22 protein-coding genes, 2 tRNA genes, 1 other RNA gene and 2 pseudogenes are annotated in these 22,308 nt (G+C 45.3%); 13 read left to right on the top strand and 14 right to left on the bottom strand.

The features are described from left to right. The first annotated feature begins 9 nt into the window (after positions 1-9). The 3 genes from araA (at position 10) to NFR98_RS13450 (ending at position 3,967) form a co-directional block, all read left to right on the top strand. A complete protein-coding gene (gene araA, locus NFR98_RS13460; protein WP_014097592.1) occupies positions 10-1,431 on the top strand; it encodes an L-arabinose isomerase in 1,422 nt (473 codons plus the stop codon). Between the two features lie 150 nt (positions 1,432-1,581). After that, a complete protein-coding gene (locus NFR98_RS13455) occupies positions 1,582-3,183 on the top strand; it encodes a xylulokinase (RefSeq protein WP_251460314.1) in 1,602 nt (533 codons plus the stop codon). 274 nt (positions 3,184-3,457) lie between these two features. Beyond that, positions 3,458-3,967, top strand: a complete 510-nt coding sequence (locus tag NFR98_RS13450) for a PTS sugar transporter subunit IIA (protein ID WP_017551018.1) — start codon at positions 3,458-3,460, stop codon at positions 3,965-3,967. A 101-nt stretch (positions 3,968-4,068) separates the two neighbouring features. On the opposite strand, the gene NFR98_RS13445 is transcribed toward NFR98_RS13450, so the two are convergent. Further along, positions 4,069-4,857, bottom strand: coding sequence for a thermonuclease family protein (locus NFR98_RS13445; RefSeq protein ID WP_014097606.1), 789 nt, complete (start codon positions 4,855-4,857; stop codon positions 4,069-4,071). A 581-nt stretch (positions 4,858-5,438) separates the two neighbouring features. Here NFR98_RS13445 and NFR98_RS13440 point away from each other — a divergent pair. The 4 genes from NFR98_RS13440 to NFR98_RS13425 all read left to right on the top strand — a co-directional run bounded on the left by NFR98_RS13440 (position 5,439) and on the right by NFR98_RS13425 (position 7,883). Continuing rightward, complete coding sequence (locus NFR98_RS13440) at positions 5,439-5,699, top strand: metal-sensitive transcriptional regulator (RefSeq protein ID WP_014097607.1); 261 nt, start codon at positions 5,439-5,441, stop codon at positions 5,697-5,699. A gap of 89 nt (positions 5,700-5,788) precedes the next feature. Beyond that, complete coding sequence (locus NFR98_RS13435) at positions 5,789-6,085, top strand: rhodanese-like domain-containing protein (RefSeq protein ID WP_014097608.1); 297 nt, start codon at positions 5,789-5,791, stop codon at positions 6,083-6,085. A 46-nt stretch (positions 6,086-6,131) separates the two neighbouring features. Continuing rightward, positions 6,132-6,326: non-coding RNA, 6S RNA (gene ssrS, locus NFR98_RS13430), on the top strand. A 234-nt stretch (positions 6,327-6,560) separates the two neighbouring features. Then, on the top strand, positions 6,561-7,883 hold the full coding sequence (locus NFR98_RS13425; RefSeq protein ID WP_230090549.1) for a chloride channel protein: 1,323 nt from the start codon (positions 6,561-6,563) through the stop codon (positions 7,881-7,883). A 1,183-nt stretch (positions 7,884-9,066) separates the two neighbouring features. On the opposite strand, the gene NFR98_RS13420 is transcribed toward NFR98_RS13425, so the two are convergent. The 4 genes from NFR98_RS13420 to NFR98_RS13405 all read right to left on the bottom strand — a co-directional run bounded on the left by NFR98_RS13420 (position 9,067) and on the right by NFR98_RS13405 (position 10,848). After that, the gene (locus tag NFR98_RS13420; RefSeq protein WP_014097610.1) at positions 9,067-9,228 is read right to left on the bottom strand and encodes a hypothetical protein; all 162 of its coding nucleotides are present in this window, start codon (positions 9,226-9,228) and stop codon (positions 9,067-9,069) included. A 309-nt stretch (positions 9,229-9,537) separates the two neighbouring features. After that, positions 9,538-9,645: a YjcZ family sporulation protein gene (locus NFR98_RS13415; protein WP_014097611.1), complete on the bottom strand. Its 108-nt coding sequence runs from the start codon at positions 9,643-9,645 to the stop codon at positions 9,538-9,540. Between the two features lie 697 nt (positions 9,646-10,342). Next, positions 10,343-10,416, bottom strand: a tRNA-Pro gene (locus tag NFR98_RS13410). Between the two features lie 144 nt (positions 10,417-10,560). Then, positions 10,561-10,848: a hypothetical protein gene (locus NFR98_RS13405; protein ID WP_014097612.1), complete on the bottom strand. Its 288-nt coding sequence runs from the start codon at positions 10,846-10,848 to the stop codon at positions 10,561-10,563. A gap of 346 nt (positions 10,849-11,194) precedes the next feature. Here NFR98_RS13405 and NFR98_RS13400 point away from each other — a divergent pair, with 346 nt between their 5' ends. After that, positions 11,195-12,130: a polysaccharide deacetylase family protein gene (locus tag NFR98_RS13400; RefSeq protein ID WP_014097613.1), complete on the top strand. Its 936-nt coding sequence runs from the start codon at positions 11,195-11,197 to the stop codon at positions 12,128-12,130. Continuing rightward, on the top strand, positions 12,127-12,780 hold the full coding sequence (locus tag NFR98_RS13395; protein WP_251460312.1) for a YkyA family protein: 654 nt from the start codon (positions 12,127-12,129) through the stop codon (positions 12,778-12,780). The genes NFR98_RS13400 and NFR98_RS13395 overlap by 4 nt, the downstream gene beginning before the upstream one ends. Before the next feature lie 97 nt (positions 12,781-12,877). On the opposite strand, the pseudogene NFR98_RS13390 reads toward NFR98_RS13395, so the two are convergent. Continuing rightward, positions 12,878-13,393: pseudogene (locus tag NFR98_RS13390) on the bottom strand (SDR family oxidoreductase); the annotation flags it as partial. A 192-nt stretch (positions 13,394-13,585) separates the two neighbouring features. Between NFR98_RS13390 and NFR98_RS13385 the strand changes: the two are divergent. Then, positions 13,586-14,140: a YdhK family protein gene (locus tag NFR98_RS13385; RefSeq protein ID WP_013860065.1), complete on the top strand. Its 555-nt coding sequence runs from the start codon at positions 13,586-13,588 to the stop codon at positions 14,138-14,140. Positions 14,141-14,211: 71 nt separating this feature from the next. On the opposite strand, the gene NFR98_RS13380 is transcribed toward NFR98_RS13385, so the two are convergent. Genes NFR98_RS13380 through NFR98_RS13370 form a run of 3 tightly spaced genes read right to left on the bottom strand, consistent with a single transcriptional unit; the run spans position 14,212 to position 16,726 of the window. Further along, on the bottom strand, positions 14,212-14,886 hold the full coding sequence (locus tag NFR98_RS13380; protein WP_017554156.1) for a response regulator transcription factor: 675 nt from the start codon (positions 14,884-14,886) through the stop codon (positions 14,212-14,214). After that, positions 14,861-16,258 (bottom strand): sensor histidine kinase, encoded by a 1,398-nt coding sequence (locus NFR98_RS13375; RefSeq protein WP_046721673.1) that lies wholly within the window; start codon positions 16,256-16,258, stop codon positions 14,861-14,863. Before NFR98_RS13375 ends, NFR98_RS13380 begins: the two co-directional genes overlap by 26 nt. 30 nt (positions 16,259-16,288) lie before the next feature. After that, positions 16,289-16,726, bottom strand: coding sequence for a hypothetical protein (locus NFR98_RS13370; protein WP_013860062.1), 438 nt, complete (start codon positions 16,724-16,726; stop codon positions 16,289-16,291). A 216-nt stretch (positions 16,727-16,942) separates the two neighbouring features. On the opposite strand from NFR98_RS13370, the gene NFR98_RS13365 reads away from it, so the two are divergent. After that, on the top strand, positions 16,943-17,161 hold the full coding sequence (locus tag NFR98_RS13365; protein WP_013860060.1) for a DUF2933 domain-containing protein: 219 nt from the start codon (positions 16,943-16,945) through the stop codon (positions 17,159-17,161). A 45-nt stretch (positions 17,162-17,206) separates the two neighbouring features. Continuing rightward, a pseudogene (locus tag NFR98_RS13360) lies at positions 17,207-17,296 on the top strand (four-helix bundle copper-binding protein); the annotation flags it as partial. A gap of 301 nt (positions 17,297-17,597) precedes the next feature. Here the strand turns inward: NFR98_RS13360 and NFR98_RS13355 are convergent. The 5 genes from NFR98_RS13355 to NFR98_RS13335 all read right to left on the bottom strand — a co-directional run bounded on the left by NFR98_RS13355 (position 17,598) and on the right by NFR98_RS13335 (position 21,376). After that, positions 17,598-17,681, bottom strand: a tRNA-Leu gene (locus NFR98_RS13355). A gap of 151 nt (positions 17,682-17,832) precedes the next feature. Then, on the bottom strand, positions 17,833-19,302 hold the full coding sequence (locus NFR98_RS13350; RefSeq protein WP_046721674.1) for a sodium:solute symporter family protein: 1,470 nt from the start codon (positions 19,300-19,302) through the stop codon (positions 17,833-17,835). Further along, on the bottom strand, positions 19,299-19,493 hold the full coding sequence (locus NFR98_RS13345; protein WP_013860056.1) for a DUF3311 domain-containing protein: 195 nt from the start codon (positions 19,491-19,493) through the stop codon (positions 19,299-19,301). Before NFR98_RS13345 ends, NFR98_RS13350 begins: the two co-directional genes overlap by 4 nt. Before the next feature lie 60 nt (positions 19,494-19,553). Then, complete coding sequence (locus NFR98_RS13340) at positions 19,554-20,741, bottom strand: M20 family metallopeptidase (RefSeq protein WP_251460310.1); 1,188 nt, start codon at positions 20,739-20,741, stop codon at positions 19,554-19,556. Positions 20,742-20,959: 218 nt separating this feature from the next. Continuing rightward, on the bottom strand, positions 20,960-21,376 hold the full coding sequence (locus tag NFR98_RS13335) for a carboxymuconolactone decarboxylase family protein (RefSeq protein ID WP_014097622.1): 417 nt from the start codon (positions 21,374-21,376) through the stop codon (positions 20,960-20,962). 106 nt (positions 21,377-21,482) lie between these two features. Here NFR98_RS13335 and NFR98_RS13330 point away from each other — a divergent pair, with 106 nt between their 5' ends. After that, positions 21,483-21,893 carry an Lrp/AsnC family transcriptional regulator gene (locus NFR98_RS13330; protein ID WP_026685168.1) on the top strand — a complete coding sequence of 137 codons (411 nt, stop codon included), beginning with the start codon at positions 21,483-21,485 and terminating at the stop codon, positions 21,891-21,893. Positions 21,894-22,308 lie beyond the last annotated feature (415 nt).

The raw sequence follows: 22,308 nt of genomic DNA, 5'->3' as shown, positions 1-22,308 counted from the left end.
GAAAACAGCATGTTGAAAATAAAAGATTACGAGTTTTGGTTTATCGTCGGAAGCCAGCATTTATACGGCAAAGAAACGCTGGATGCTGTAAAGGAAGATGCGGAAAAAATCATTAATGAAATCAATGCAAGCGGCAAGCTACCATACCCGATCGTATTTAAAACGGTTGCCACAACAGCCGACAGTATCACGCAGGTTATGAAAGAAGTCAACTATAACGACAATGTTGCCGGTGTCATCACCTGGATGCACACATTCTCGCCTGCGAAAAACTGGATCAGGGGAACGAAACTGTTGCAAAAACCTTTGCTTCATCTGGCTACACAATTTCTGGACCATATCCCGTGGGAAACGATCGACATGGATTACATGAACCTGCATCAAAGTGCTCATGGCGACCGGGAATACGGATTTATCAATGCGAGACTGAACAAAAATAACAAAATCGTTGTCGGCCACTGGAAAGATGAAAAGGTCCAAACCCAAATCGGGCAATGGATGGATGTTGCTGTTGCTTTCAATGAAAGCTTTAACATTAAAGTAGCGAGATTCGGCGACAACATGCGCAATGTCGCAGTCACGGACGGCGATAAAATCGAAGCACAAATTCAGTTCGGCTGGACGGTGGACTATTACGGCATTGGTGACCTTGTTGCGGAAATGAAAGAAGTCACTGATCAGGAAATAGAGGCCGTTTGTGCGGAATGCCAGGAAAAATATGAATTGGTGGTTGGAAACAATGACCCGGCCTATTTTGAAGACCATGTGAAAGAGCAAATCCGGATTGAAATTGCCTTGCGCAAATTCCTTGACCGTGGCGGGTACACAGCATTTACTACAAATTTTGAAGATTTGTGGGGCATGAAACAGCTTCCGGGGATGGCGGTCCAACGGCTGAATGCGGAAGGTTACGGTTTTGCCGGTGAAGGGGACTGGAAAACAGCCGCACTCGACCGGTTGGTGAAAATCATGGCACATAACGAAAAAACGGGCTTTATGGAAGATTATACGTACAATCTGGTAAAAGGCCATGAAGAAATACTGGGTTCCCACATGCTTGAAGTAGACCCGACTTTGGCAAGCGGCAAAATCAGGGTAGAAGTCCATCCATTAGGCATCGGGGACCGTGAAGACCCTGCACGGCTCGTCTTCGATGGCACGGATGGAGACGCTGTAAATCTTACGGTTTCTGATTTTGGTGACCAGTTTAAACTCGTTATGTATGAAGTGGATGGAAAAAAACCGGCTGAAGCAGCGCCGAAACTGCCTGTCGCACGCCAGCTTTGGACACCGAAACCAGGTTTTTATGAAGGGGTCCAAAAATGGATTGAAAACGGCGGCGGACATCATACTGTCCTGTCGTTCGCAGTCACTGCTGAGCAAATTGAAGATTTTGCGAAAATGGTTGGCCTTAAAACTGTAAAAATTTGAATTTAGCAGTAAACAAATAAAAAGATGCACTTCTTTAACAATTTGCCACAACGATTAGGGAGGCCGGAAAAAAATAATCCGCAGTACCGGTGTCCGGCAGAGCCAGGGCTAGGAAGAGGTAATGATTTTAAGACTTGGGAAGTGAAAAAAATGAATTTAATCGAAACTTCACAGGCAATTCAGCAGGGAAATGTTTCTCTCGGCATCGAACTGGGGTCAACCCGGATAAAGGCCGTACTTGTCACGGACGATTTTGAAACAATCGCATCCGGCGGCTATGTTTGGGAAAACAAATTTGAAAACGGCATCTGGACGTATTCGTTGGAAGAAGTGTGGGAAGGGATTCAAAGAAGCTATGCCCAAATTGCGGCGGACATCCAGGGGAAATACCATACCACTTTGACAAAAATCAGTGCCATCGGTGTAAGCGCTATGATGCACGGGTATTTGGCTTTCGCAGAAAACGGAGAGCTGCTCGTTCCTTTCCGGACATGGCGTAATAACATCACCGAACAAGCGGCGGATGAATTGACTGAACGATTTCAATTTAATATTCCGCAACGATGGAGCATTGCCCACCTTTACCAGGCGATTTTAAACCAGGAGCCCCATGTAAAGGATATTCGCTTTATCACCACGTTGGCCGGTTATGTACACTGGAAATTATCCGGAGAAAAGGTGTTAGGGATTGGCGATGCATCCGGTGTTTTTCCGGTGGATGAAGAGACAGGCACATATCGGAAAGATTTTCTTGATACGTTTGACCGGCTTGAAAATGTGGCGCCCTATCCATGGCATATCGGGAAAGTGCTGCCAAAAGTATTAAAAGCCGGCGAATATGCGGGTACTTTAACACCCGAAGGAGCGGCATTATTGGATGTAAACGGAAATCTTCAGGCAGGCAGTTTGATGGCTCCGCCTGAGGGGGATGCCGGAACCGGGATGGTGTGCACAAACAGTGTGCGCAAACGGACCGGAAATATATCCGTCGGCACCTCGGCATTTTCGATGATTGTGCTGGATCAGCCGCTTGAAAAAGTGTACCGGGATATTGATATTGTCACAACGCCGAGCGGGGCGCCCGTGGCGATGGTCCATATCAACAACTGCTCGTCTGACATTAATGCATGGGCAAACCTGTTTAAACAATTTGCTGAACGACTCGGTGTTGACTTGCCGGCGGATCGTTTATATGAAACTTTGTTTTTGGTGGCTGCAAAAGCGGATCCGGATGCAGGCGGCTTGCTCAATTACAGCTACTTGTCAGGCGAGAACATTACAAAAATGCCGGCCGGGCGCCCGCTGTTTGTCAGGAAACCGGACAGTGCCTTTACATTGGCCAATTTTGTCCAGGCCCAGTTGTATGCGGCATTTGCACCGCTTAAAATCGGGATGGATATTTTGAAGAATGAAGAAGGAATCAAAACGGATGTCCTGATTGCCCAGGGCGGCCTGTTTAAAACGCCGGTCATTGGCCAGCAAGTATTGGCGAATGCATTAAATACGCCGATTACGGTGATGAGCACTGCCGGTGAAGGCGGCGCCTGGGGGATGGCCGTGCTCGCGGTTTATGCAAAATCCGGAAACGGGAAGCAAAGCCTGGAAGACTTTTTGGACCAAAACGTGTTCACCCATCCCGAAAGCATGACGCTAAGCCCGGAACCTGAAGGCGTTTCAGGGTACGAAGCCTTTATAAAAAGATATGAGGCAGGCTTGCCGGTTGAGTCGATGGCTGTAAAGTCGATTTTTTAAAGGAAACGGAAAATCGTTAAAACAGCTGCATGGACACACCACAGGCTTTCCGGTATAACCCTTGGTTGCTCCATTTTCCATGCACGCATTCCATGCACGCAGCATCCGGCAAACGCCCGGTTCATATCCCAACGGGGACGGCGCTAGGCAAATGCATAAATTTTTGGGAGCCATGCAGTCCGGCCCGCCAGTAAACACAGATGATAAATCCGGCATTTTCCATGAAAACTGCCGGATTTTTTTTCATACATGTTAAAATAGAAGGTGTATTTAGTTGAAAACAAGGCAGGTGTCCGTTTTGTTTCCATTTTTCCACCGAAAAAGAAAGGAAGAGCATATTTTTGCGCCAACGGGGGGAGAGGTGACGCCAATTGAGGAAGTGCCCGATCCCATCTTTTCCGAAAAAATGATTGGGGACGGCGTGGCAATCAGGCCGATTGAGGGCCGGGTCGTTTCCCCGTTTGACGGCGAGGTGATCCAGATATTTCCGACAAAGCATGCGATCGGGTTGCGCGGCGAATCAGGGCTGGAAGTTTTGATTCATATCGGACTGGAAACGGTTTCACTCGACGGGAAGGGGTTTGAAACGGTTGTGCAGGCCGGGGACAAAGTGGAAAAAGGCGACCCGCTGATTCGTTTTAACCTGGAATTTATCAAAGCCAATGCAGCGGATACGATTACAGCAATCATTATTACAAATGGGGAGCTTGTAAAATCGCTCGAAAAAAGTACCGGGGTTGAGGCAGTTGCCGGGCAGACGGAAATCATGCGGGCTTGTCTGTGAAACCAAAAAACAGGCTTGAAGCAAGTGATGGGGAAGGGTGGCACGAGCCGGGGTACCTTGCACCAGAAAAAGAAAAACAGGCTTGTGTGCAAGCCTGTTTCTTACTTATATGGTTCGCATGCGTATCCGTCCTTGTCGCCGTCCATATAGGAACGGTAGGCAGGGTTTGAACGCGGCACGCCGTTTGGATATTTTTTGCGCAGTTCCGTACAGTTTTGGAAACTGCTGCTCCCGTTGCTGGAACGGCTCTCCCCGCCGGAAGCATTGGAGTTGGATGCGGAACTGCCTTTTTCGCACCCGTTAAAACCGCGGTCTGTTGCATACCCGGGTTGCGACCAGACCCTGAGTTTTTCGTTTTTAGCCCGCTGTTCGGCTTTTTTGAAAGTGTCCAAATATTGATAGGGCGGTTCATACACATAGGCCACGCGCGCGTACCCTTCTTTCAGCAGCTTTTCCTGCACGGACTTGCCGTTTACGAATACATAAGCGAGGAGCCGCCCGTATTTGTCGCGTTTGGCCCCGTGATCAAATTCGATCGTCAGTTTGCCACTTGAAACGAGCTGCTTGTTCCGGTAATAGGCTGCTTTTGCATACGGCTGCACACACATATTCGGTTTTTTTGATTCCGGCGTGTCAACGAGCAAATAGCGGACCGTCTCTTCTTTTCCATTATTATAAATTTTAATCGTGTCTCCATCGGTTACATCGGCGAGTTTAACAGCAATTTGCTTGCCTGTCGTTTGCCGGTTTTCTCCTGGCCCGGTATTTGTTTGTTGCGCTGTTTTTTGTTCTGTACTCGTTTTTGTGCTGTTTTGATGCGGTTCACACCCTGCAACGGCGAGCATCATAGCCAAAAAGAGCGTGAACCAGCTTGCTGTTTTTGTCTTCATTTCCCCTTCTCCTTGCTTTTAAAAAATGTATATAAAATGAACAAAATATCGCAGCTCTGTTGCCAAGTCATCATGCAAATTGGTGCTCGAGCTTGTTGTAAAAACTTAAGTTCATTTTATATAGCTCCATTATTTTACCATTTTAAGCGGGTTTCTTTAAGCCATCCATTTGACAATAATACCGCCTGGGGTATATGATGGGGGTTGTAACCGAACTTCGGGCAGGAGGTCATCCGTATAAATGTATATTGTTTTGCTCGTTCTTGCGCTCATTCTCGCGAAAACCGGCTATACACGTTACGTTCCCGTTCGCGGTGCTGTGCGGGCGGATTTAAGAAAAGATGTGCTTGAACATAAAGTGGTGGTCGATGTGAGGGATTACCAGCATGTGGGAAGCGGTACCGCGGATGCCATTGTGATTCCGACGGCTTATTTAAAGCGGTTTTCCGGCGAAATTCCAAAAGGCAGTCTTCACCTTATTGTTTCCAGCCGGCTTGAAGCCAATTTCAGCATCCGTTTATTACGCAGAAAAGGATTTCATATTTATTCTTATACGATCTTGGAACCGGGGAGGGAAAAAGGTGGAATACGATGCGAAAATCAAAAACCGTGTCAAAAGAATCGAAGGGCAATTGCGGGGAGTACTGCGGATGATGGAAGAAAAGGACAATTGCAAAGAGGTCATTGCCCAGTTGTCTGCCGCCCGGACGGCAATTGACCGCACGATCGGCGTCATTGTCAGTGCCAATCTGGTGGAATGTGTGAAAAATGCCGAACAAAACGGGGAAGACGCGGGAAGCCTTGTAAAAGAAGCGGTCAACCTGCTTGTGAAAAGCCGCTGACACCGGTCTTTTCGCAGAATCGCCGCTGGGGCAAGGCCCGCACTTTTCGCAAAAAGCGGGGGATTTTGTTTTACGAGGGAGGAATTTTGATGAAAGAAATTTCTGCGATGGAAGTCGAGGAAAAACTGAACAAGGGTGAAAAACTCAATATTATCGATGTGCGCGAAACGGAGGAAGTGGCGGAAGGAAAAATTCCGGGCGCGCTGCATATTCCGCTCGGTTTGCTGGGATTCCGCCTAGAGGATCTTGACCGTTCCAAAAACTATATTGTCGTTTGCCATTCCGGCGGGCGGAGCTATATGGCATGCCAGTTTCTCGAAAGCCAGGGTTTTGATGTCACAAACCTGGAAGGCGGCATGATGGCGTGGAGCGGCGAAATCGAATGAAAAATTTTCCTCTTGATCTTGCGGCGCATAAAGCGTAGTATAAGAGTACAAGCTGCGTTGTACGTAATATTAATAAAGTTTTAACCTTTAAACTGTTATAGGGAGTTTAACATTATTGCGGGAATGCCGAGCCTTTTGCCGTTTGGCAGGGAGGATGGCAGGAACGCTTTTGCGGACACCCACTTTGAGGAGTGTGGTTCTAAAACTTTCTTAGTTTGATTACGGCAACTGCGGCACATACATAATCTGTTAAACCCCGTCCTTCTTAGAAGGGCGGGGTTTTTCACAATCAAGAACCTAGACCGAAGGCATTAGCTGAGCCTGTTAACCCTGCGGCCCGGATGCAGTGCCCGGCCCATTTTTTCGCGCGGTATAAAGAGCCCGCTCTGTCCGTTTGTGTTAGCCCTCGATATTACTGGGTGTATAATAAAACTAACAATGTTTTGACATGCAGGAGTGGGAAAATGTGAACCAAATGAAATACATTGAGCCTGCCGTGATGTTTTTTACCATGATCGTCTATGTCGCTGTAGCCGTACTGATTGGCGTTGTGGCCGGGACCACGGTCGGTTTGTTTTTGAAAGCTTTAAATTTTTTGAGCGGAAAAACAGGTGCGCTGCCCGTGCCTTATAAGATGCTGCTGCTTCCAGTTGGCGGCCTATTGAACGGCCTGTTGCTGTATAAAATGAAATCAGGGGCGCCTTCTTCCATTGCTGCTGTGCATTCCGAAGGGGAACCGCCCTTTGACAGAAGCTTCCCGGCCAAGTATCTGGCGGCCCTCATTACACTTGTATCCGGCGGTTCGGCTGGAAAATTCGGGCCGAGCGCTCACTTTGCCGGTTCGCTTGCCACATGGATCGGGAAAGTTTTTCATATTCAGCCGTTTCTTCGGGCCCAGCTGATCGTATGCGGAATCAGTGCTGCTTTTGCCAGTCTGTTTGGCGCGCCCGTTACAGCAGCCGTGTTTGGTTTGGAAGTACTGGCTATCGGGTCAATCCGGCACCAGTTTCTTTTCCCTTCGGCGGTTTCCGGCATAGCTGCTTTTGAAGTTAATAAAAGGCTGTTGCATACGCCTTATGAATATTTCACGATCCATGCCATGCCGTCTTTTTCTGTTCTGCTGCTTTTAAAAGTGGCAGCCCTTGGCATGATTTGCGGCCTGGCTGGATGGCTGTTTGTTGAATCTATTGAACAGGGGGGTCGCTTATTTTCAGTTGTCCGGGAAAAATTGCATCTTCCTTTCTTCCTGATGCCCTGTGTTGGCGGCATGCTCATCGCAGTTGCATTATTGATTTTTCCTGCCGACTTTTTAGGACTGAGCTTGCCGCTTTTGGACAAAGCGATGCACGGGGGACATGTCGGATTTTTCGCATTTCTGTGGAAAATTCTGTTTGTGGCGGTTACGCTTGGTTCCGGCTTTTACGGAGGAACATTCACCCCGCAGCTCGTCATCGGGTCTGCTGCCGGGAATGCATTTGCCGGTTTGCTCGGGATGAACCCTGTATTAGGAGCGGCTGCGGGTATGCTGGCGGTGGTTTCGGCTGCATCCAATACGCCGGTTTCCGCTGTGCTGCTTGGATATGAGCTGTACGGGCATGTTACGGGGATGTATATGTTGGCCGCCTGTATTGCCGGGTATTTGATCATCGGGCACCGCAGCGTTTATCGCGACCAGCTTGTGTACGATCCAAAGTCTTTATGGGTGCAGCTGGAACCGGGAGTCGAACTGAGGAAAGAATCTATCCGCCTTTCAAGCGGTACTTCAAATCAGACTGGACGGTTCCATCTTCCGTGGTAGTGGGAAAAGCCGTTTATGATCAGGCTTATGTTAAGCATTCCTGTTAAAAATGGATCTATCTTAGCATTGGGCGGGCCGCTCTACGTAAAGGAAGTCGGTCAGAAGATGTGCCTATCTTACATAGAGGTGCTCTAAGTAAAGGAAGCCCGGCCAAAAGCGTGCCTATCTTAACATAGAGGCGTTCTACGTAAAGGAAGGCCGCTCAAAAGTGTGCTTATCTTAACGTAGAGGTTTTCTACGTAAAGAAAGGCCTTCAAATTTTGCGTCTATCTTAACATAGGGGCGTTCTACGTAAAGGAAGGCCGCCCAAAAGTGTGCTTATCTTAACGTAGAGGCTTTCTACGTTAAGAAAGGCCTTCAAATTTTGCGTCTATCTTAACATAGAGGTGTTCTAAGTAAAGGAAGGCCGGCAAAATCTGCGTCTATCTTAACATAGGGCCGCTCTAAGTAAAGGAAGCCGGTCAGAAGATGTGCCTATCTTAACGTAGGGGCGTTCTATGTAAAGGAAGACCGGCAAAAAGCGAGTCTAACTTAACGTAGAGGCGCTCTAAGTAAAGGAAGCCCGGCAAAGAACGTGCCTATCTTAACATAGAGGCGCTCTAAGTAAAGGAAGCCCGGCAAAAAATGTGTCTAACTTAACGTAGAGGCGCTCTATGTAAAGGAAGGCCTTCAAATTTTGCGTCTAACTTAACATAGGGGCGTTCTAAGTAAAGGAAGACCGGCCGAAAGCGAGTCTATCTTAACATAGAGGTGCTCTAAGTAAAGGAAGGCCACCCAAAAGCGTGCCTAACTTAACGTAGGGGCGTTCTATGTAAAGGAAGACCGGCCAAAAGCGTGCCTATCTTAACATAGAGGCGTTCTACGTAAAGGAAGGCCGGCAAAATCTGCGTCTATCTTAACATAGGGCCGCTCTATGTAAAGGAAGGTCGCCCAAAAGTGTGTCTACCTTAACGTAGGAGTATTCTAAGTAAAGAAGGGCCGCTCTAACTAAAAAAAGGACGCTGAAATGCGCGTCTGTCTTAACATATTCCTGTGTAAAAGAAGCGTGCCAAAATCGCGCCAATCTTAATGTTGGGCCGTTCTGAGTAAAGGAACTTTGCGGACCGGGCCGATTTTTTTGCAAGAAGCGTTCAAAAAACCGTTGAGAATCGTCTCAACGGTTTTTTGCGGCAGCCTTCTCGCTTTACTCGGTTTCCCCGAGTCCGGTAACTTTGTTAATTACATTTTGGATTGTATCAGCCAGCCCTTCTTCCTCTTCGCTGCCGGTATTTTGCGACTGAACATTTCCTTCGAGCTGATTATTGTACGAGTAAGTATTGGATTTGTAACTTTTTTCTTCTTCCATTTTTATCACCTCCAAAACATAGGGTGTGTTAATCGGAAGTTTTTAAACCAATCTAAGGCTTCCCCTTTTTTCTATAGACGGAACTTGTATTCACTCAAAATACGCAGACCATTCCATCCTTGCTCCAATCGACTCTGCTCCGAAAAATTGCGCCAACTGCTTTTCATCCTTTTGTGGTTGCTTTTATCATGACATGGACCTCTCTGTTCAATGACAAAGTGAATAAAAAAAGAAGCGTAATGATACGCTTCAGAATGGAGGCTATTAGGTGGAGACGAAACTTTTTTCTCTCTCGTTTGTTGATTCTGCTTAATATCCGGAGCCACCCATATAAAACGCTCCTACAATAATAAGCAGGATGAAGAGAACGACAATCAGGGCAAAAGATGAGCCCATGCTGTAACCGCCATCTGTCATTGACTTTCACCTCCTTTCCTTAATATATCTTGCATTTTAAAATATGCTGTTTCGAAGAAAGGTGTAATGGACAAACGTGAAAGGGATGAAGAAAAGGCGAAGTGGTTATTGTTTCTGGCACTACCAAAAATGCCGGCGTGGAAAAGGACAATTGTGATAAACCACTTCATTTTTCCTGATCGGTTTCATAATATGCCTTGGAACTGTAACGACATTTGTACGGTTCACTTCCACAAGTGGATGGATGATTGGCTGGAAACGCGGGACAACACGATTACGAACTACATATCTTGGTGTAGCAACCATTGGTCTGCAATGCAATTTACACACCTCCTCATCATGAACTCTCTACATTAAATGAAGGAATAGCTGGATAGGAATGGACAAACATCTTAATGAAAAAGAAATATACGTTTAGGGATGTATGGAAGGACAGAGACAGGGGACATTCCATCCGGACAAGCAGCAAGAGCAGTTAACACGCATAGAGCATGAAGGAATGATGTACTATAATGGGTGAAAAAATGGTTTTTTCATCACCATTGAAATTCTAATCATAATGGCTCTCTTTTTTTAATCCTGGCTTGTTAACGAACTGGTGACGGGAATGCGCTAACAACGGCAACTCACACCAAAAATCACCCGGCTGAAAACGAAAAAACCTTGATGCATCCGCGATACATCAAGGTTTTTAGAGTCGGGAAGACAGGATTTGAACCTGCGACCCCTACGTCCCGAACGTAGTGCTCTACCAAGCTGAGCTACTTCCCGGTTATTTTATTTTTGCTTGCCAGCTCCTTAGCTCTTGCTGACAAATATTATTCTACGACAATAAATTTCGTTTGTCAAAGCCTTTTTTTATTTTTTTTAAAGAAATTTTTTCGGTCTGGTTTCGAGACGGCAGCCATTCCTTTTTCAACTGGAAAATAAGAAGGTTTGGCGGCTTGGAAAAAACTTAGAGGTATGGTTTTTCCAGGAAAAAGGAATATCGCCGGGAATCACCGCCGCCGGCATGATGTCGACTCCCGTATTTTCCAGCGAAGCTAGCATTGCTTCTTTCATCGGCATTTCTTTATGTTCGATGAAGCGGTCCATTGAAAATAATGCAGCTAACGCCGGGCAATCCTGAAACTGAAAGGCCATAAAAATCATGCTTTTAAAATGGCCTTCATTTTCATCACCTTCAGCTTTATCATTCGCCATGAGCGGGTTGCGCTGCCTTTTACAAACAGGCAGGGGGAAAGGCGGGAGGGTTCAGGAATAAGGGAAGGTGCTTAGGGTGGAACGTTTTTTCAAAAATGCTAAGGGAATAAAAACAAAAAAACGGCCATAGCAGGGATAAGCGCGCCATTCGCGTTTCACTCTGTCGAAATTTGACTGCAGCAAGATGTAGAAAAAAATGGATAAACAATTAAGATTTTGTAGAGTATGGTAAAATTGTGGATATTCATGTATACTGAATCATATATGTTTGGTAGTTTTTGCGGATGATGTCGGAAGATGGCAGCGAATGAAAAATACGGTGAGCCTTTGAGCAGGGGAGAGAGATATGCGCGGCAGGAAATTAAATTTCAAGGGAAAAGTTGTGTTGGCGCTCTTATTTACGTTGATTGTTGTTGTTTTGGCCGGACTCGTTGGCAAAGGGGAAAAGATGTCAGCGAAAGACAAAGGAAAAGATGCACATGCTGTCTCACTGCGCACTTTATCTTTTTCGCCTGCGCCGATGACAGCGTTTGCGGGTTCTCCTTTGTACAAATCGATGATCGGGCAACAGCGGCAGAAAAAAGAAGCGGAGAGACAAAAAGAAGTTGCGAAGCAAAACGAGAAAGATCTGAAAGAAAATGCCATTTACTTAACATTTGATGACGGCCCGTCGAGTGCGGCCAACCAGTTATTGGATCTGTTGGAAACTTATCAGATGAAAGCTACCTTTTTCATGCTCGGGCCGAGGATGAAAGAGCATCCGGCAGTCGTAAAACGCATGCTAAAAGATGGAAACGGGCTTGCACTGCACGGGATCACACATAAAGCAAGAACAATTTACAGCAGTACGTCCGCGCCATTAAACGAAATGGCTGAGGATCAAAGAATATTGGAAAACGTGGCGGGTGTAAAATCTTATATGGTGCGCCTCCCGTATGGAAGTATTCCGTATTTAACAGATGAAATGCGCGATTTACTGGATAAAAATGGGTTCCATATTTGGGATTGGAATGTGGACAGCAGTGACTGGGAATTAAAAAATGGACGCTATGTCCAGTATACGATTCAGCAAATCCGGCAAAAAAAACAAGCGGGGGAAACGCCGGTCATCCTTTTGCATGACAAACCGGAAACCGTTAAATATTTGCCGAAGTTGCTAAAGTTTATCAAAAAGCAGGGCTATAAAACAAAAGTGTTGACCAATGAAACGCCCCCGGTAACGTTTCCGTGTGAAGGCCGCTGTCACCCAATCCACCATCCAGTTGAAACGGGGAGAAGATGAGGGTGAAAAGATTTATTGTATTGGGAATGATGTTGCCGGGGCTTCTTTTGCTTCTTGCCGGCTGCCATTCAGACAAAAAACAAGCGGACAGCATATACGAAAAATTAAAGAAATCCGCCTCGTATGAAAAAGATTTTGTTGCGAACCAGGAGAAGCTGGACGAATACAAAGAAAAAGTGGCATCCATTTATGCTGATCTAAACCAGCTTGAACTGAATGACGAAAACCGCCCGGAAGTGAAGCAGAAATTAAAAACTGCGGACAGCTATACCGAAAAGCAGCAGAAAGAGCTGCGGGAATCCAAAAAGAATTTTCAAAAGGCATATGAACAATCGGCATCTATAAAAGAGAACGTGGAGCAAATTAAAGATAGCGGGCAGCGGAAACAGGCGCAGAAGCTGCTTACCATCATGGATGAGCGCAAAAAATATATGAACACTTTTTTTGGTGATTATAAAAAACAATTGGCATTACAAGGCAACTTTTATGAAAATCTGGAAAAGTTCAGCCCGGACGAGTTAGATAATCAAATAAAAAAAATAAATGAATACAATGGGGAAATGGAACAAACGATTCGCCAATTCAACCAGGATACGAAACGGTATAACCGCGAAAAAGACAAGTATTTTAAAAAAGCAGGGCTTTATTAAATTGGGCGTTTTTTTAAAGAGGCCCGGGACCGGCATTATGCCGGGAACCGGGCTTCTTTTTTTGGGACAGGAAAACGGCTGGAAAATTGGGTGATACGATGAGATTGGCAACCCGGTCAGGCGTAGTGCCATATTGCTCATACAGTGCCGTCATGCCTTGTGATGTATTTTTATCCGTGATCGTTTCCAGCAATTCCGTGTTAATGGTCGCCGGATAAATTGTCGCAGTCCGGATGTTGGTCCCTTCCTGTGCGGATTCCATGCGCAATACTTCCATTAAATCGCGTACCGCCCATTTCGTTGCGCCGTAAACTGCCCCGCCCGGGTAAGCTTTAAGCCCGGCTACGGAAGAAGTTGTAATGATATGCCCTGATTTTTGCGCGATAAACGTTGGCAATACTGCCGCAATCCCGTTTAAAACCCCTTTAATGTTAATGCCGATCATGCTGTTCCATTCGTCCGTTTTTAATGCGGAAAGCGGGGAATCCGGCATAATGCCGGCGTTCAGGAAAATCACATCTACACCGCCGAAAGCATCTTTGGCAAGCCGGACAAGATCCCGGGAATCTTCCGGTTTGGTCACATCTGTTACCCGGTAAACCGCCTGGTCGCCATTCGATTTGATGAAACCCTATTCAGATGTATTTGAAAGCCATATTGAAAACAGCGTTGAGTCCTGGAGTAAGCCGTGAAACTACCGTATTCACGCAATATTTTTCTTGTGTAAACAGTAAAATGCACAATTTCTGCACAAATGCCGGGTATCTTTAAAAGAAAGGATAAGCGACAAGGGGGACGTAAGATCATGAAAAAAGTATTAGCAGGCATTTTTTCTCTCGCAATTCTCTTTTCTTTAGGGGCATGCGGCAACAGTGAAACAAAATCTGCGGATAGCAAAAGCGCGGATTCCCATTCACACATGGAAATGAATCATTCCGGCTCGAGCGAAGTACCAAAAGGAATGAAAAAAGAAAGCAACCCAAAATATAAAACAGGCAGCCAGGTTGTCATCCACGCTGACCATATGGAAGGGATGAATGGCGCGAAAGCAACTGTAAAAGCTGCATACGCCACAACCGTTTATGCGGTGAATTATAAGCCCGTAACAGGCGGAGCTGAAGTAAAAAACCATAAATGGGTTGTTCAGGAAGAAATTAAAGGGGCGGGGAATAAAGCGTTAAAGCCAGGAACAAAAGTGACATTGGAAGCAAATCATATGGAAGGCATGAAAGGGGCATCTGCTGAAATTGTTTCGTCAAAGAAAACAACAGTCTATATGGTGGATTACACGCCGGCGAATGGCGGAGAAAAGGTAACCAATCATAAATGGGTAACAGAAGATGAACTTTCCGCCAAGTAATTTTAAATAGGATTAAAAGGGGCTCTTCAGGCAGCCCCTTTTTTGCCGTGTTCAACGTTAAATTTCATTTTTCACCATACCCACTTATATCCAACGCCCCAAACCGTCTGCAAATGGCTGTCAACCGGGAATCCCGCATTTCTTAATTTATCCCGTACATTGCGGATATGAGAGTCAATGGTCCGGTCTTCTGTTTCCACTTCATATCCCCAGATAGAAGTTAATAATTGCTCGCGGGAGAAAACCTGATTCGGATGCTGCAGAAACAGCCCAAGCATCGCAAACTCTTTCGGTGTCACGCTGACAGGCTGATTCTGGCAGAATACTTGAAAAGATACCGGATCCCATTTTAATCCGTTTTTTTCAATGGTTTCATTCTGATTTTGGTTGGAACGCCGTAAGACTGCATCAATTCTGGCGAGAAGTTCTTTTTCGTCAAAAGGTTTGGATATATAATCATCAGCACCGATTTTCAGCCCTTTGACAACATCCGGTTTATCTGTACGCGCCGTTAGCATGATCACCGGCACCTGGCTCATTTTCCGGATCTGTCTGCAAACTTCCCAGCCGTCCGTTTCCGGCATCATGATATCCAGAAGAATAAGATCGTAAGTTTCCTCCTGAATATACCTGATTGCCTCCGGTCCCCGTGTTACCTTGTCGCAGGCATATCCTGCCGGTTCCAAATACAACGCAAGCAAATCCAGCATCCTTTCTTCATCATCTACGAGCAGCAGCTTCTTCAATGATATCTCCTCCTTGAAACCGGATTTCCATAGTGGTCCCAATACCTTCCCGGCTGTCAGCGTGAATATGCCAATTGTGAGCCTCTACAATTTCTTTTACAATCGCAAGGCCTAACCCCGTACCGCCGAAAGACCTTGATCTGGACTTATCAACCCGGTAAAATCTTTCAAAAATATAGGGAAGATCCTCTTCGGGTATCCCTTTTCCATGATCCTGCACAATGAGTTTCCATGCTCCATCTGCTTTTTTTACGGTAAGAAAGATATTCGTATGTGGCTCTGAATATTTATAAGCGTTATCCAGCAGGTTGATGACGACTTGTTCAAAACGGACCGGGTCTGCAATCAGCTGGATGGAAGGATGACACTTCACTGTCAGGATGATCCTTTTGTTTTGGAAAGCCGGGCTTAATTTATGTTCAATTTGCTTTAGCATTTGAAACAGCGGGAAGTTTTGCTTTTGGATTTGAAATGAATTCCGGTCCATTTTCGCCAAATCAAACAGATTTTGAATCATATCTGACAATTTCGCGGCTTCTTCATAAATAATATTTAAATAGGTTTCGTTATCCGCACAGTTGTTTTTCCGCGCAATATCTGCATAACCTTTGATGTAAGTTAATGGCGTGCGGAGTTCATGAGAAATGGAAGCCAAAAATTCGCTTCTTTCCTCGCGAAGATGGTTCCACTCGCGGGCCAACGTGCGGATCGATTCAGCAAGCTGTCCGAGTTCATCTTTACTGTAAACCGGGATTTCAACAGATAAGTCACCTTTCGCAATTTTCTTTGTCGCTACTTTCATATTAATCAGCGGCCTCGCCAGAATGCGGGATAAAAGGATGATCAAAATCAGCGTAATGCCGAATGCGAGAAGGCCGGCGATCCAGAAGTGGTGGTTCATTTGTGAGATCAGCTGCTGAACTTGTTTTGTATCCTTAAACATGTAGACATAGCCGTTTTTAAACGGGCTGACGGATGCAATGTACTTTTCATCTTCCCAATGCTTTTCTATGATTTTTCCCTTGTGTGTGATTTTGCCAACGGGCTTTGAAATGATGTTTCGCATTCCCCGGTCGAGCGGGCGTGAAGCAATGATGGATTTTTTATTGCCATTTAATACAATCACGATGAGATCGGATTTGGATTCCAATACAGCAACACGGTGGATGGAATCCGGGTCATTGTATTGTTCCAGCACATCCCGGTGGCTGTTGCTTCTCACTAAAAGCGAATTGAATTCATCTTTTACACGCTCTTTGACTATATTTTGGTGCAAAAAGTAAATCACGAATCCTTCCAAATCAATCATAATCACAAAGAAAATCAAGCCAATTTTAAAAGAAATATGATTTAAATGCTTCAGCTTCGTCACCCCCGCCCGTTTGGAATTCTCTGCAAAAAATTAACTTGCTTTTGAGGATGTGTTGACCCGGACATAGGTTTGCCCGTCTTTTCCCGGTATGACAGTCACTTTTTCCCCAATATTATAGCACCGGTAATATTTCATATTATGTGGCGTAATCACCTTCATCACGCTTCCATCCGCCAACTTGATTTTCGATTTACAGCGGCTCACGCCTTTGATGTCCGCAGTGCAGTCTGTATCCGTCAGTACTTTTCCGGTTGTTTTTGTGCCGAGCTTTCCGGATACTAAGTTGACAGCATAGAGATTATTTTTGCCGTTTTGCTGGACGTTGATTTTGGCTTCCACTTGTTTTTCGCTCAGCCCGGGGTCTTTGTTAGGGCTGGCATCTTTCCCCTGGCTGGTTTTGCTTTGGCAGCTTGCAAGAATGAGTATGCAACTCAAAATGGCTGCCAATCCTGCCAATCTTTTGCTCATGCTTTTCATCTCCTGTAACTTTATAATTTGCCGTCTGCAAAAAATGATCAAAGATAGTATAAATCATAAATTTGAAGAAAGTATGCATATTCGTGTGCTTTTATAAAAGATATAAGGGGTTGTGAACAAAACGTGAAGAGGGGGCGTTCCTCGAAAATCTCCACATTTTCTGCACAAGAAAATTTTACGATTGATACAAAGAAGGGGGAAGTACAAATGGAATGGTTAAATGCTTTGCTGTTTCTTGCATGCCCGCTCATGATGATCTTCATGATGTTAGGGGGACATGGCCATGGAGGCGGGCACGGAAAAAAAGCCCATCTGGAACATAGCCATGGGATGCATAAGAGGATTCAGAAGTTGGAAGAGGAAAATCAAAGATTGAAAAAAAGGCTGGATGCATTTGATAAATATGATCAGAAGAAAACATCATGAAGATAAAGTGGCAGGAGAAAAATGATCCTGCCTTTTTAGTTAAGCGAGGAATGCAGGAAATACAGCCATGACCATTGTCAAAAATGCGCCGAAGCATGCTTGCGCTGTGCGGAAGCTTGCCGGAAAATGGCCTGACACAAAGCCGGTTCCCTTATCAAAAAGGGAACCGGTTTTTGGCAAAATCAATAAAACGGGAATGATGTGTTTAAGTTTAAGCGAACGGAAGAAAATAAAAATTGGATCGCCGGTTTAAATCAAGGTAAAAACAAATTTTTCTCATGGCGCTCCTAACATCATGAAATGGATGGCCGGCAGAAAACAATTCGATGTATTTGTTTTATATTTCTTGGTCTCCGGAACAATGCGGCAGGAAATTTAATATCAAAATAAAAAAGCAAGGATCCCAGCCATAAACTGAAATCCTTGCTTTTTGTGATGCGGATGAAGGGACTTGAACCCATACGGTGTTTCCACCACTAGAACCTGAATCTAGCGCGTCTGCCGATTCCGCCACATCCGCATTGTTTTGTTTTTGTTCGCCTCATCAGCGACAAATTTATTATATAATGCCCGGTAGAAAAAAGCAATACCTTTTTTAAAATTTTTTTGGATCCCTGGAAAGCTTGTTAAAAAAGGAGCCGTGCATGCACGGCTCCTTTTTGGGAAATAGTTTACGCAGCCATTTCAACGCTTTTTTGTCTGTCTCTTGTAAAAGCACTCACGGCAAAGGTTACAATCAAGTTCAAAACCATGGCGATGATCCCGGTATTTAAGTCTTTGACTGCTTGCGGCATAAACGGCAACAGCGTCGCAACCGTCTGATTCGTGATCGTCACATAGGAAACGACAAGTTCGCCCGCAACAATTCCAGCAAATGCGCCTGCTTTTGAAATCGGGTTATTTTTCATAAAGCTGAATACGATCGCCGGGAAAAATTGCGTAACCATGCTGTACCCCATCAACAGCAGGGCAACAATGGTTTGCCCGCCGTTAAATGTGAAGTAGAGGGCAATTAAAGATACGACCGGAACCAAATATTTGGCAACATTGGCCACTTGTGTTTCATTGGCGGTCGGTTTAAATACTTTAAACAAGTTTTTCGAAATCATTGTGGATGCGCTCATCAACAGCAGCGACCCCGGTACCAGCGCACATAACAGACCGGCAGCGCCGATGACACCGACAAACCAGTGCGGAAAGCTTTTAATAGAAAGAACCAGCAGCGCATTATCCGTTGCTGCTCCTTCAAGTGCAGGCTTTACAGTCAGAATCGCTGCAAAACCGGCAAAGAAAACGAACAGCAGGATCAACTGATACAGCGGAAAAATCACCGCATTGCGGCGGAATGTCTTTTCATTTTTCGCCGTAAAGGAAGCGGCAAAAGAATGCGGCCACGTGTAAAAACCAAGTGCCGTCAACAAAACGGTCGAAATGAACCAATACACGCTCATCCCTTGGTGCGGGAGCGCAAGAAAGCCGGGTTTTGCCTGGTCAATGGCATGAAACATATCTGAAAAGCCGCCAAAATAATGAACAGGGAGATAAATTCCGAGAAAAACGACGACGGCCAAAACCAATGCATCTTTCATGACGGATGTCCAGGCTGTTCCGTGTACGCCTGAAATCGTGGTGTAAATGGTTACCGCAATCACGCCGATCCAGATGGCGACGCCGGAAGAAATCGAGCCGTAAGAAGCAATGCTGACGATACTGCCGAGCCCTTTTAACTGCAAAACAAGGTACGGGATCATGGCAATGATGCCGATAATCGAAACAAGGACACCGAGTTCGGGACTATTGTATTTTTTCGCGAAAAAGTCGGATTGGGACAACAGCTTATGTTCTTTTGCATAACGCCAAATGGCCGGAAGCAGCCAATAGGAAAGAACATAAGCCAATGAGCCGTACCAGAGTATATAAAGCGTCGGCCCCCCTTTGCCGTAAGCCCATCCGCTGCCGCCGAGAAAAGTGAAAGTCGTGTAAATTTCACCGGCGCTTAGCAAGAATACAAACAATGTTCCAAAACTTCTGCCGCCGGTTGCCCACTGTTCAAGGTTCATTTGCTTGCCCCGGCGCGCCCGGATGCCGAGATAGAGTGACACCAGCAAAAAGATGAGGATAACAAGAAGTGCGCTGTTCATTCGGCATCCCCCCTTTGGTTTTTCGGATCGGTTTTATAGATAATGAACATTACAACCGTCGATAAAACAACCCACAACACGGTCCAGAACATGATAAAAGGCATTCCGAGAATCATCGGATTGGTACGGTTTGCAAAAAACATGCCAATGATTAAAGCAAGAAATGGGAGTGATGCAAGGACGAATTTCATTTGAAAACCTCACTTTTTTTAGTGTAAAAGGCCAACCGGTGAAAAAGCGGCTGATCCTTTTCAGGCAGTTAACGTCAGGCTGGCGGAGACGAACGCTTTCACCCCGTAAGGCAATACATCCTCATCCACAGTAAAGCGGGCGTGATGGTGGGGATAAACGATGCCTTTGTCCGCATTTCCGGCTCCAATAAAAAAGAATGTGCCGGGTGCCTTTTGCTGGAATCCGGAAAAATCTTCCCCGCCCATGGTTGGAACGCCGTCTTGAATGGCATCTTCACCAAACGTCTCAACCAGTACTTCACGCAGCTTTGCCGTGACTTCCGGATCGTTAATAACGGGACGATAACCTTTCACGTATTGAAAATCATAAGTCGCCCCGTGCGCTTCTGTTACGCCTTTCACGACGCGTTCCATCAGCCGGATCACTTCTTCCTGCAACGCCGGCTTAAACGTCCGGACGGTGCCGCTGATGAAAACCGAACCGGGAATGACGTTATGCGCAGTACCGGCTATAAACTGGGTCACGGAAAGAACAACGGGATCTAAGGGATCAATATTTCTTGAAACAATATGTTGAAGGTTTGTTACAACTTGTGCGCCAATTGCAATGCTGTCTATTGCTAAATGCGGCTGTGCCCCGTGTCCGCCTTTTCCGTTAATCGTGATGTAGAAAGCATCTGGTGCCGCCATCATCGGTCCTGACACCAACTCGATTTTTCCAGCTTCAAGCGGTGACCATAAATGAGCGCCAATCACCTGGTCCACGCCGTCCATGACACCGGCTTGGACCATTTCTTCGGCACCGCCTGGCAATTGTTCTTCGGCATGTTGAAACAGAAAACGGATTTCACCGGCGATTTGGTCTTTTAAGCCGGCCAGAATTTTCGCGGCTCCAAGCAGCATCGCGGTATGCCCGTCATGGCCGCAAGCATGCATCACACCGTCATGCTTTGAGACAAAATCAAATGCATTTTCTTCTTGAATGGGGAGCGCGTCCATATCGGCGCGAATCGCTAAAACTCGGCCGGGCTTTGCTCCTTTCAGCCGGGCTACCACACTCGTTTTTGTCGGGCGGGACAACACCAAACCCCCGAAAGATGCAAGCGTATCGTATATAAATTGTGATGTTTCGACTTCCTTGAAGGAAAGCTCCGGGTTTTGGTGCAAATGCCTCCGCCAATGGATTACATCTTCCTTGACTTGTTCGACCAATGCATCGATTTTTTCGGCTTCCAAAGATAATGCCATATCAAAATCCCTTTCTTATTCTATATTTCTATTTTCTTTATTGATTTAAAGAATTTAGAGTATTATAACATCAAATACTTTTATATTGCAATAACAATTTGGTTTTACGTTTAGCTTTCTTGAAAAAAAGGGGGACTTTCTGCAGAGGAGAGAAATAGGCATCAAACCATCTCCATTGGTTTCCATCAGTGGATAAACACCACTGATGGAAGTTTCACTTATCTTTGTTGCTCCCCCAGTTGCATGAGGGCGCCAAAATATTGTGATGCTGTTGTGAAGCAAATGAAAGCAATCAGCTCACTGATCTCCGCATCTGTTAAATACTCTTTTAAAACCGCTGTTACATTTGGAGATGTTTGCCCTTTGCCCGCAAGAAAAGCTTCAGCAAATCCGGTACATACCGCTGTTTTTTCATCGTAATCAACGGGGTTTGGTTTGCCTTTTGCCTTACAATACAGGCAGCCATTTTTTTGTGCAAGTGTACGCCGGACTTCTTCTTTTAACTTCGCTGATAACCGGCCATCCTTTTCAAATTCATCACTGAGTTTGTTCCAGTATTTCAGAATGGACGCGTTATATCCCAGCAATTGTTGAAATGGCGTATTTCCTCTTTCATGTAATGGTATCAGTGTCATGCTCATCCCTCCCAAAAATAGTGTAAAATAAAGTGTGCGGCTTTTACATACCGGTTAAAAGGCATTTGATTGATTTGAATTTCAAATTGGAAAGGAATTTGAAGAAATGGATTTCATTGATGAACAAATTATACATGAATTGAAAGAAGATAGCCGGTTATCAATGAGCGAGCTAAGCAGGCGTATTCATCTATCAGCCCCGGCTGTGAGAGAGCGGGTACGACAATTAGAAGAACAGGATATCATTAAACGCTATACCATTGAACTGAATCAAAAAAAACTGGGCTACCCCATTGAAGCCATCATTGAAGCGACAATTAAAAATAATCGTTATGACGATTTTAAAAAGCAAATATGCCAGTATTCGAATGTTGATTTTTGTTATCGTATTGCTGGTGAAGCATGCTTTATGTTAAAAGCCCGCTTCCACTCATTTGAAGACGCGGAGCAATTTATTGATGAATTGCAGTTATTTGCACATTCTAAAACGAACTTTATTTTTTCAAAAGTAATTTAGGCCTTACTGAACGAATCCGATTCTGAGTAAGCTCTAGAAGAATCCATCTTTAAAAATTCGATTTTGTTTTCTCTATAATTGAATCAGCTTCAAGTGCAAATTTTATAACACCCTTGCATTTAAATTTTTGCCAAGGCTGTCAGCATCCTTGCAGTGTTTTGTCTTAAAAGGACATTTCGGGTTCGGATGCCGCGTGTTTTGTCCTTTTGGCATGTTCAAAAAGACATTTCGAGCTCGGATGCAACGTGTTTTGTCTTTTTGGCCGGTTCAAAAGGACATTTCGAGCCTAGGTGCGGCTTGTTTTGTCCTTTTGACAGGTTCAAAAAGACATTTCGGGTTCGGATGCAACGTGTTTTGTCTTTTTGGCCGGTTCAAAAGGACATTTCGAGCCTAGGTGCGGCTTGTTTTGTCCTTT

The organism is Weizmannia agrestimuris (genome assembly GCF_943193165.1).
GTDB lineage: Bacteria > Bacillota > Bacilli > Bacillales > Bacillaceae_C > Weizmannia > Weizmannia faecalis.
This window is presented reverse-complemented; position numbering and strand designations above follow the sequence as displayed.